The following is an 8827-nucleotide window of genomic DNA, read 5'->3' as shown; positions in this document are numbered from 1 at the left end:
GTGGGGGCTTAAGCCTGAACACTGAATCGGTGAGAGGTGCGCATCTTACGTGAGGGACCTGTGCACCGGTTTGGGGGCGTGACGATCGCTCAGGCGCTTGTGACTTACTTTGGGTGCGTTTCTTGCTTTTCTTTGGTGCGCAGGGGTGAATCGCCCTCGAAATGCACCAAATCAAATCAAAAATCCTCAAAGGACGACCGTGGAAGCACTAAAACAGGGCGCAGATGCGCTTTTTATATTGTTGGGCGGCATCATGGTGTTGGCCATGCACGCCGGTTTTGCTTTTCTGGAGCTGGGCACGGTCCGCAAAAAGAACCAGGTCAATGCGCTGGTCAAAATCCTGGTGGATTTTTCAGTGTCCACCGTGGTTTATTTTGTGGTCGGTTACAGCGTGGCTTATGGCACCACCTTCTTTGTGGGGGCGGAACAACTGGCCGCCAAAAGTGGCTATGACCTGGTCAAGTTCTTCTTTTTGCTGACCTTTGCCGCCGCCATTCCCGCCATCATTTCGGGCGGCATTGCCGAGCGCGCCAAGTTCTGGCCGCAACTGATCGCCACAGCGGTGATCGTGGGCTTTGTCTACCCCTTCTTTGAGGGCATTGTCTGGAACCAGCATTTTGGCGTGCAGGCCTGGATCAAGGCGCTCACGGGCGATGAGTTCCATGACTTTGCGGGGTCGGTGGTGGTCCACGCCATGGGCGGCTGGATCGCTTTGCCTGCGGTCGTTTTACTGGGGGCGCGCTACAACCGTTACCGTAAAAACGGCGAAGTTTCGGCACATCCCCCGTCGAGCATTCCGTTTTTGGCTTTGGGCTCGTGGATCCTGATCGTCGGCTGGTTTGGCTTCAACGTGATGAGCGCCCAGACCTTGGACAAAATTTCGGGCCTCGTGGCGGTCAACTCTTTGATGGCCATGGTGGGTGGCACATTGGCGGCTTTGGTTTTGGGCAAGAACGACCCCGGCTTTGTGCACAACGGTCCCTTGGCCGGTTTGGTGGCGGTGTGCGCAGGCTCCGATTTGATGCATCCATTTGGTGCGCTGGTCACCGGTGCTGTGGCCGGGGCCTTGTTTGTGGTGATGTTCACCCTGACCCAGAACAAATGGAAGATCGACGATGTGCTGGGCGTGTGGCCCTTGCATGGCATTTGCGGTGCTTGGGGTGGTATTGCGGCGGGCATTTTTGGGGCCAGCAGTTGGGGCGGCTTGGGCGGCGTCAACCTGAGCGCGCAGTTAATCGGCACTGGCCTCGGTGTAGCCTGGGCCCTGTTGGGGGGTGTGGCGATTTACGGGATATTGAAAATTACCCTCGGATTGAAACTCAGCCCCGAGGAAGAATATGACGGGGCCGATTTGACGATTCACAAAATCAGCGCCTCGCCCGAGCGGGAAGTGAGTTGGTAAAACAACAAATCTGTGTCGCCTAACACGTTTTTCAGGGCATTTAGAGAAAATGCCTTGCATTTATTTTTGTTTTCTCGAAGATAGTGAACAGGCTTCAGCGGCATTTTCATTGAAGTCCAGTTTGCGGTGAACAGGTCAGTTTCGCTTTCCTTCCGAAGTTTTCAGGTTTGTTGAATGCGCTTTCGGAACTCCATCGCTTTTATCTTTGTGTTTTGAGGAGTCCCTTTCATGGGCAACAAACTTTACGTCGGCAACTTGCCTTACTCGGTGCGAGACGGTGATCTGGAACAAGCCTTCGGTGAATTCGGTGCTGTGACCAGCGCCAAAGTCATGATGGAACGCGATACGGGCCGCTCCAAAGGCTTCGGCTTTGTGGAAATGGGCAACGATAACGAAGCCCAAGCCGCGATCAACGGCATGAATGGCCAGCCTTTGGGCGGCCGCAACGTGGTCGTGAACGAAGCACGTCCGATGGAAGCACGCCCTCCACGGTCCGGCGGCGGTGGCTTCGGCGGCCCTCGCCGTGAAGGCGGCGGCGCTGGTTTCGGTGGCGGCGGTGGTGGTGGTTACGGCGGCGGCGGTGGCGGCTTCGGCGGCGGTCGTGAAGGCGGTGGCGGCTATGGCGGCGGCCGTGAAGGCGGCGGCGGATACGGCGGCAGCGGTCGTGGCGATGGCGGTGGCGGCGGTCGTGGTGAAGGTGGCGGCTTCAGAAGCCCCTACGGCGCAGGCCCCCGTGGTGGTGGTCGCCGTGAAGGTGGTCGTGAAGGTGGTCGCGAAGGCGGTGGCGACTACTGATTGAGCCCATGGGCTGATCACTCAGCCCATGAAAGCCCAAAGCCCTGCGTTGCAGGGCTTTGTCGTTTCTGACGCCCTGCGTGGCGCGAACCTCCAGAAAAATCTGGCCCCATCCGCCGGGGTTTCGACGGGTTGGAGTCGGGCTTGTTCCGGTTTTGTGGTCCCTTTAAGGGGTTTGCCTTGGTGGCAAAACGGCGCGCACGCGGCCCTGCAGCTCGTAATGACCGCTTCGGGTGTCAAAGTTCATGCTTTGGGCCGTGAACACTTCAGCGCCGCGTGTGATGCGCACCGGCTGGTCCGAAACCAGCCGCTCGTCTTCCAACCCCACCGTGAATGTTTCACCACGCAGCTCGACGCGCGGGCCCTGAGCGTCTGCCTGTCTGACTGCCTGCGCTTGGCCGGTCAGGGTCACCTGTTGATCGGCCTCACGGGAAATACCTTTTTGGGCTTGGGCCGTCAGCCGTGTGCCCGCCTCGTTTTCAGCCAGAATGCGCACGCCCTCGATGTGCAGGCTTTGCGTGGCCGGAAAGTGGGTGGCGCTTTGCCCACTGATTTCGCGGGTCAGTCGGCCTGTGGCGTCAAAGGATTTGACCGTGAATTGATCGAGCCGGAAATCCGGGTCCTGACGCAGCTGGGGGTCAATGCCGGGCGGCATCAGCTCGGGCACGCTGCGCACCAGCCACCAGCTGCCCAAAGCCAAAATGGCAAACAGAAACAAGGGGAGGTAAATCGTCAACCGGTCCAGGGTGCGGCGCAGCCGCATGAGCAAGTTCATGCCGATGCGCCCGGGTGGTCGTGCACCCCCACTTGCGTGAGCAAGGCGGCGTAGTGACCGCCCGCCACCAGCAGCAGATCGCAAAAGGCGCGGGCCGCGCCTTCGCCGCCGCGCTCGGCAGTGGTGTGGTGGGCGATGGCTTTGGCCTGGGCATGGGCATTGGCCGGGGCACAAGCAAAAGCGGCGCGTTGCATCACAGGCAAATCGGGCCAGTCATCGCCGATGGCGGCCGCTTGGGCCCAGCTCAGGTTCAGTTCGCTCAAAAAGGCCTCGGCCGCAGGGCGCTTGTCTTCGGTGCCAAAGCGGGCGTGGGTGATGCCCAGCGCCTTCAGGCGCAAGCGCAGCGGGGCCGAGTCGCGGCCGGTGATGACCACCGGCGTGATGCCGGCCTTTTGCAGCAGCTTCAGGCCCTGGCCGTCCAGCGTGTTGAAGCGCTTGAGGGTCTCACCGCTTTCAGAAAAATACAGCCCGCCGTCGGTCAGCACGCCGTCGATGTCGAAGAATGCCACGCGAATGCCTTGCGCTTGCAGCAACAACTCGGGCGGGTAATGCAGGGCGGGGGTGAGCGTTTTCAGGGTTGGCATCTCAGATCACCTTGGCCCGCATCAGGTCGTTGGAGTTGATGGCGCCACACAACAAACCCTGCGCGTCGACCACCAAGATGCTGGTGATGCGGTACAGCTCCATCATCTCGGCGGCTTCGACGGCCAGCGCGTCATGGCGGATGGTGCGCGGATTGGGGTGCATGACGTCACGGGCGCTCAGGCTGCGCAGGTCCACGCCTTTTTCAATCAAACGGCGCAGATCGCCATCGGTGAACACGCCCAGCACGCGGCCATCGGCATCGGTGACCGAGGTGGCACCCAAGCCCTTGCTGCTCATCTCGCGCATCAGGGCGGTGAATTCGGCATCAGGCCCAACTTGCGGCACATCGGTGCCTTTGCGCATCACATCGCCCACATGCGTGAGCAGCTTGCGGCCCAGCGAACCACCCGGGTGCGAGCGGGCAAAGTCTTCGGGCTTGAAGCCCCGGGCGTCGAGCAGGGCCACGGCCAGCGCGTCGCCCATGGCCAGCTGAGCGGTGGTGCTGGCGGTGGGGGCCAGGTTCAAAGGGCAGGCCTCTTTGTCGACGGAGCAGTCCAGCACCACGTCGGCATGGCGGGCCAGGAAAGACTGCAGGCCGCCGGTCAGCGCGATCAGGGGCACGCCCTGGCGCTTGAGCACCGGCAAGATGGCCACCAGCTCGTCGCTCTCGCCGCTGTTGGAGATGGCCAGCACCACATCCACGGTTTTGATCATGCCCAGGTCGCCATGGCTGGCCTCGCCAGGGTGCACAAACATGGCCGGGGTGCCGGTCGAGGCCAGAGTGGCGGCAATCTTGCGGCCAATGTGGCCGCTCTTGCCCATGCCAGTGACGACCACGCGGCCTTGCACGCCCAGCACCAAGTTCACGGCTTGGACAAAGCGCTCGTCCAAGCGTGATTTGAGTTGCAGCAGGGCTGCGGCCTCAATGTCGAGGGTCTCGCGGGCGAGTTGCAGGGTGTGGGCAGAATGGGCAAGCATGTTTTGTATTTTATCGGGCGCAGCACATGGCCCTTGTAAATGGCGCGGTTGCTGAATACGGGGCCATGCGCGCTTGTTAATATGGACCCATGAGCGCTTTGGAGTTGACCCTGTTGTATTTGCTGGCCGCCGTGCTGGGTGTGGTGGGCTGCCGCATGCTCAAGCTGCCGCCCATGCTGGGCTATCTGGCGGTGGGGGTGCTGATTGGCCCCAATGCGCTGGCACTGGCGCAAAACTCCGAGGGCGTGAAACACCTGGCCGAATTTGGCGTGGTGTTTTTGATGTTTGTCATCGGGCTGGAGTTCAACCTGCCCAAGTTGCGCTCCATGCGCAAACATGTGTTTGGCCTGGGCCTGCTGCAGGTGCTGCTCACGCTGGTGATCGTGACGGTATTTTCCTTGTTTGTGGCCACGATGGCACCCACCCTTTGGAAAATGGAGTGGCAAACCGCGCTGGCCCTGTCGAGCGCGATGGCCATGAGCAGCACAGCGATTGTGATCAAACTGGTGGCCGACCGGCTGGAGCTGGAGTCCGAGCACGGCAAACGCGTGGTGGGCGTGCTGCTGTTTCAGGATTTGGCGGTGGTGCCGCTGATCGTGATGATTCCGGCCCTGAGCGCCCCGGCCGACGAAATGCTCACCGCCTTGCTGATGGCCGCGCTCAAAGCCACGGTCTTGATCACCTTGCTCATGACGGGCGGGCAGCGCGTGATGCGCTGGTGGCTGACCCTGGTGGCGCGGCGCAAGAGCGAGGAGCTGTTTGTGCTGAACCTGTTGCTGGTCACGCTGGGCCTGGCCTGGATCACCGAAATAGCGGGTCTGAGCTTGGCACTGGGGGCTTTCATTGCGGGCATGCTGATTTCAGAGACCGAATACAAGCACCAAGTGGAGCTGGACATCCGGCCCTTCCACGATGTGTTGCTGGGCCTGTTTTTCATCACCATCGGCATGATGCTGGACTGGCACATCGTGGTCGAGCGCTGGCCCTTGGTGCTGGTGCTGACCACCTTGCCGGTGATTTTCAAGCTGGTTTTGGTGACCGCATTGGCCAAGCTCACGGGTGCGCCCAATGGGGTGGCGCTGCGCACCGGTTTGTATCTGGCACAGGCGGGTGAGTTCGGTTTTGTGTTGCTCACACTCGGGGCGCAGAGCAACATCATTCCGCCCGCCTTGCTCAACCCAGTATTGGCCAGCATGGTGCTGTCCATGATGGCCACGCCCTTCATCATCATGCACAGCGAACGCGTCGTGCTCAAGGTGGTGGCCGGCGAGTGGCTGCAGCAGTCCCTGCAAATGACCACCATTGCCCGCAAGTCGATCAGCACCAGCAAACACGTCATCATTTGCGGCTACGGGCGTTGCGGCCAGAACCTGGCGCGCATGCTCGACAAAGAAAACATCCCTTACATGGCGCTCGACCTGGACCCTGACCGGGTGCGTCAGGCCGCTGCGGCCGGAGATTCGGTGGTATTTGGCGACGCGGGGCGCTTGCAATCGCTCATGGCCGCAGGCCTGGCCCGCGCCAGCGCGGTGGTGATCACGTATCTGGACGTGCCCGCTGCCATGAAGGTGCTGGACCACACCCACAGCCACGCTCCGCAGGTGCCGGTGATCGTGCGCACGCAAGACGACCTGGACTTGGAAAAATTGCTGGCCGCTGGTGCCACTGAAGTGGTGCCGGAGGCGATCGAGGGTTCCCTCATGCTGGCCAGCCATGCGCTGGCGCTGGTGGGTGTGCCGATGCGCCGCGTGATCCGCATCGTGCAAGACCAGCGCGACGCCCGCTACAACCTGCTGCGAGGGTATTTCCACGGAGCCGACGACGACACGCTGGACGAGATTGACCACGAACGCCTGACCACGGTGGGTCTGCCCATGGCCTCGCCCTGGCTGGGAAAGCGGGTGAAAGACCTGGCCTTTCATGCCATGGGGGTGCGCGTGGTCAACCTGCGCCGCGCCAATGGCCAACCCGAAAGCGTGAGCGAAGACACCGAGTTGTACGCGGGCGACACGCTGGTGCTGTCGGGCAAATCCCAAACGCTGGCGGTGGCCGAAGAAAAACTCCTGCAAGGCTGAAGACATGGACGATTTGAACGTCAACGATTATCTGAAAAGCCACATCCGCACGGTGCCCGATTGGCCCGCGCCGGGCGTGCAGTTCCGTGACATCACCCCGCTGCTGCAAGACCCGCGCGTGTTCCGGGTGCTGATCGACGCCTTTGTGCACCGCTACATGCACCCCGCCTTGCGTCCGGATGTGGTGGCAGGGCTGGATGCACGGGGCTTCATTTTGGGTTCGGTGGTGGCCTATGAACTCGGTCTGGGCTTTGTGCCCATCCGCAAAAAAGGCAAGCTGCCTTTCACCACGGTGGAAGAAACCTACGAGCTGGAGTACGGCAGCGCCACGGTCGAGCTGCACACCGACGCGGTGAAGGCGGGTCAACGGGTGCTGCTGATCGACGACCTGATCGCCACGGGCGGCACCATGCTGGCGGGCAAAAAGCTGCTTGAAAAACTCGGTGCTACGGTGGTTGAAGGGGCGGCCATTGTGGATTTGCCCGAGCTGGGAGGCTCCCAGCGGATCCGGGACAGCGGCTTGAATCTGTTCACACTGGTGTCGTTCGAAGGACATTGAGCGCTGTGGCAGGTGTCGCGCACGACGCAGACAGGCCAGGCGGCCCGTTTTAAGCTGTGCTCCTCAACTATTTGTACGCCTTGCCATGAATGCACCCCACACCCCAGCAGCGGTCGCCGACGACCGCGTGCCTTACGCCAAACCCCAACCTTGGGGCATGGCCCCCGACATGGTGGTGCACGACGTGCAAACCGAAGACGAACGCCTGTGGGCCCCGGTGGCTCCGGGCATTTGGTCACGCCCGCTGCACCTGAACGTGACGGGTGGCTTTTACGTGCACCTGCTCAAAGTCAAGCGCTCGGGCCTGTTGCAGCGCCACCGCCATTCGGGCCAGGTGCATGCCCATGTGCTGCGCGGCAAATGGTTGTACCTGGAACACGACTGGGTGGCCGAAGAAGGCAGCTATGTGTTCGAGCCCCCGGGTGAAACCCACACCCTGGTGGTGCCCGATGATTGCCAGGACATGGTGACGATGTTCACCGTGCATGGCGCCTTGATGTACGTGGACACGCAAGGCAACGCCACGGGTTATGACGATGTGTTCACCCGCATCGAGAAGTACCGGGCCCACTTTGAGGCGGTGGGCTTGGGCGCGGATTACGTGAAAAAATTCATGCGCTGAACGGCTTTGCTGCCAACAAAAAACCGCTCCAAGGAGCGGTTTTTTGCTGTTGAGCCGCAGCTCAGTGACGCTGCATCACAGCGGCTTCTTGATCCAGTTGGCGATTTCGCCAATGATGCCCCGGCGGAAAGCCAGCACGCAGACCACAAAGATCACGCCTTGCATGATGGTGACCCATGCACCGAATTGGGCAAAATAGTTTTGCATGCTGACGATGACCGCAGCGCCAGCCACAGGGCCAAACAAAGTGCCCATGCCGCCCAGCAGGGTCATCAAGACCACCTCGCCCGACATGGACCAATGCACGTCGGTCAACGAGGCCAACTGGAACACCAGTGACTTGGTCGCCCCGGCGGTGCCCGCCAAAGCGCCCGAGATCACAAAAGCAATCAGCTTGAACATGTCGGTGTCGTAACCCAGCGAAATGGCGCGGTCCTGGTTTTCGCGGATGGCTTTGAGGATCTGGCCGAAAGGCGAATAAATGATGCGCCAAATCAGGGCAAAACCGGCCAGGAAAATCGCCAGCACAAACATGTACATGGCCGAGTTCTCAGACAAATCGAACACGCCAAACAGCTTGCCGCGAGGCACCGACTGGATGCCGTCTTCACCGCCTGTGAAGGGCGTTTGCAGGTAAAAGAAGAACACCATCTGCGAAAACGCCAAGGTGATCATCGCAAAGTAAATGCCTTGCCGGCGAATGGCCAGCATGCCGGTCACCAGCGCCAGCAAGCCAGAGCAAGCGGTGGCAAACAGCACCGCCAGCTCGGGGTTCCAGCCCCAGACTTTGGCCGCGTGGGCGGCGGCATAACCTGCGGTGCCCAAAAACATGGCGTGGCCAAACGAGAGCAGGCCGCCAAAACCAATCAGCAGGTTGAAGGCGCATGCAAACAAGGCAAAGCACATGACCTTCATCAGGAAGATGGGGTACACCCAGATCGGGGCGATGACCAGCACCATCACCATGATGGCAAAAGCCACCCACTGGTGGGTGAACGACTGGGTCTTGAGTGAGGGGGTCGAGACAGTGGTCATG

9 protein-coding genes are annotated in these 8827 nt (G+C 61.0%); 5 read left to right on the top strand and 4 right to left on the bottom strand.

All coding sequences use genetic code 11. The features are described 5' to 3' along the window. The first annotated feature begins 199 nt into the window (after positions 1-199). Complete coding sequence (locus ACIQ47_RS07000; protein ID WP_396437457.1) at positions 200-1402, top strand: ammonium transporter; 1203 nt, start codon at positions 200-202, stop codon at positions 1400-1402. 228 nt (positions 1403-1630) lie between these two features. Then, a complete protein-coding gene (locus tag ACIQ47_RS06995) occupies positions 1631-2197 on the top strand; it encodes an RNA recognition motif domain-containing protein (RefSeq protein WP_396437456.1) in 567 nt (188 codons plus the stop codon). A 166-nt stretch (positions 2198-2363) separates the two neighbouring features. On the opposite strand, the gene lptC is transcribed toward ACIQ47_RS06995, so the two are convergent. The 3 genes from lptC to ACIQ47_RS06980 are packed head-to-tail and all read right to left on the bottom strand — an operon-like array spanning position 2364 to position 4535. Next, positions 2364-2972, bottom strand: a complete 609-nt coding sequence (gene lptC, locus ACIQ47_RS06990) for an LPS export ABC transporter periplasmic protein LptC (protein ID WP_396437455.1) — start codon at positions 2970-2972, stop codon at positions 2364-2366. After that, positions 2969-3556, bottom strand: coding sequence for a KdsC family phosphatase (locus ACIQ47_RS06985; RefSeq protein ID WP_396437454.1), 588 nt, complete (start codon positions 3554-3556; stop codon positions 2969-2971). The genes lptC and ACIQ47_RS06985 overlap by 4 nt, the downstream gene beginning before the upstream one ends. Position 3557: 1 nt before the next feature. Continuing rightward, positions 3558-4535, bottom strand: coding sequence for an SIS domain-containing protein (locus ACIQ47_RS06980; RefSeq protein ID WP_396437453.1), 978 nt, complete (start codon positions 4533-4535; stop codon positions 3558-3560). An 89-nt stretch (positions 4536-4624) separates the two neighbouring features. Between ACIQ47_RS06980 and ACIQ47_RS06975 the strand changes: the two genes are divergently transcribed. From ACIQ47_RS06975 to ACIQ47_RS06965, 3 genes are all read left to right on the top strand, one after another. After that, positions 4625-6610 (top strand): cation:proton antiporter, encoded by a 1986-nt coding sequence (locus tag ACIQ47_RS06975; protein ID WP_396437451.1) that lies wholly within the window; start codon positions 4625-4627, stop codon positions 6608-6610. A gap of 4 nt (positions 6611-6614) precedes the next feature. Then, a complete protein-coding gene (locus tag ACIQ47_RS06970) occupies positions 6615-7169 on the top strand; it encodes an adenine phosphoribosyltransferase (RefSeq protein ID WP_396437450.1) in 555 nt (184 codons plus the stop codon). Positions 7170-7254: 85 nt separating this feature from the next. After that, positions 7255-7791, top strand: a complete 537-nt coding sequence (locus tag ACIQ47_RS06965) for a 2,4'-dihydroxyacetophenone dioxygenase family protein (RefSeq protein ID WP_396437449.1) — start codon at positions 7255-7257, stop codon at positions 7789-7791. Between the two features lie 75 nt (positions 7792-7866). On the opposite strand, the gene ACIQ47_RS06960 is transcribed toward ACIQ47_RS06965, so the two are convergent. After that, on the bottom strand, positions 7867-8826 hold the full coding sequence (locus ACIQ47_RS06960) for a branched-chain amino acid ABC transporter permease (RefSeq protein WP_396437448.1): 960 nt from the start codon (positions 8824-8826) through the stop codon (positions 7867-7869). Between the last annotated feature and the right edge of the window lies 1 nt (position 8827).

It is taken from the genome of Limnohabitans sp. (genome assembly GCF_044373035.1).
Classification (GTDB): domain Bacteria; phylum Pseudomonadota; class Gammaproteobacteria; order Burkholderiales; family Burkholderiaceae_C; genus Limnohabitans_A.
Note: the sequence above shows the minus strand (reverse complement) of the source record. Positions and strands in the feature narration are given on the sequence as shown.